Origin of the sequence: Halobellus sp. H-GB7, assembly GCF_030848585.1 — an archaeon.
Lineage (GTDB): Archaea > Halobacteriota > Halobacteria > Halobacteriales > Haloferacaceae > Haloquadratum > Haloquadratum inordinatus.
Genome location: NZ_JAVDDW010000028.1, coordinates 1 through 1516, shown reverse-complemented (window position 1 = coordinate 1516; position 1516 = coordinate 1). Strand labels below are relative to the sequence as shown.

1 tRNA gene and 2 rRNA genes are annotated in these 1516 nt (G+C 58.6%); all 3 read left to right on the top strand.

Annotation, left to right across the window (positions count from 1 at the left end):
* A 16S ribosomal RNA gene (locus RBH22_RS17740) occupies window positions 1-910 on the top strand; the annotation flags it as partial.
* 107 nt (window positions 911-1017) lie between these two features.
* Window positions 1018-1089 (top strand) — tRNA-Ala (locus tag RBH22_RS17735).
* A 298-nt stretch (window positions 1090-1387) separates the two neighbouring features.
* Window positions 1388-1516 (top strand): 23S ribosomal RNA (locus tag RBH22_RS17730); the annotation flags it as partial.

Genomic DNA, 1516 nt, shown 5'->3' with positions numbered 1-1516 from the left:
GTGGGCGTCCGGCGGAAACTCCGAGGCTTGGGACCGGAAGGCTCGAGGGGTACGTCCGGGGTAGGAGTGAAATCCCGTAATCCCGGACGGACCACCGATGGCGAAAGCACCTCGAGAAAACGGATCCGACAGTGAGGGACGAAAGCTAGGGTCTCGAACCGGATTAGATACCCGGGTAGTCCTAGCCGTAAACGATGTTCGCTAGGTGTGACACAGGCTACGCGCCTGTGTTGTGCCGTAGGGAAGCCGAGAAGCGAACCGCCTGGGAAGTACGTCTGCAAGGATGAAACTTAAAGGAATTGGCGGGGGAGCACTACAACCGGAGGAGCCTGCGGTTTAATTGGACTCAACGCCGGACATCTCACCAGCTCCGACTACAGTGATGACGGTCAGGTTGATGACCTCGCCACGACGCTGTAGAGAGGAGGTGCATGGCCGCCGTCAGCTCGTACCGTGAGGCGTCCTGTTAAGTCAGGCAACGAGCGAGACCCGCACTCCTAATTGCCAGCAGCAGTTCCGACTGGCTGGGTACATTAGGAGGACTGCCAGTGCCAAACTGGAGGAAGGAACGGGCAACGGTAGGTCAGTATGCCCCGAATGAGCTGGGCTACACGCGGGCTACAATGGCCAGGACAATGGGTTGCAACCTCGAAAGAGGGCGCTAATCTCCGAAACCTGGTCGTAGTTCGGACTGAGGGCTGAAACTCGCCCTCACGAAGCTGGATTCGGTAGTAGTCGCCTTTCACAAGAGGGCGGCGAATACGTCCCTGCTCCTTGCACACACCGCCCGTCAAAGCACCCGAGTGAGGTCCGGATGAGGCTGTGTCACCACAGTCGAATCTGGGCTTCGCAAGGGGGCTTAAGTCGTAACAAGGTAGCCGTAGGGGAATCTGCGGCTGGATCACCTCCTACAGACCGAGACCACCCCGACGGGGTGGCTCAACTTTCACTCATCGCCTGGCCCCGATCGTGGCTCACACCCACCAGACAGGCACCTTAGAACCATCAAGGCTAACTGGGCCCGTAGCTCAGCGGTAGAGCACCTCCTTTGCAAGGAGGACGCCCTGGGTTCAAATCCCAGCGGGTCCATCCCCCACTCCACTCGACACAGAACGTGCCCCTTAAGTGTGGGCACACACTCGACTGGAGTGGACACGAACTGATGCACCATCCCGTGAAAGCGCGGATGGGAAGGGTTCGACGAACGCTCCGGCCGCCACCGGACGTTCAATGACGACCATTGTACGCACGCAATCCAGACGCCCACTGAACCCGTTCAACCGAACGGATCACACGTGGACGTCTCAGATCACCAAACAGCAAGAGCAACTTAACTTGCAACTGCAACAGCAACCACTGTACACAACAGACCAGTAACACACGACACTCAAACTGGCTACTGTACTGGCTGGTGAATGGCTCGGCTCGAGAGCCGACGACGGACGTGCCAAGCTGCGAAAAGCCCGAGGGAGTCGCACGGAGACTAAGAACTCGGGATCTCCGAATGGGAATCCCC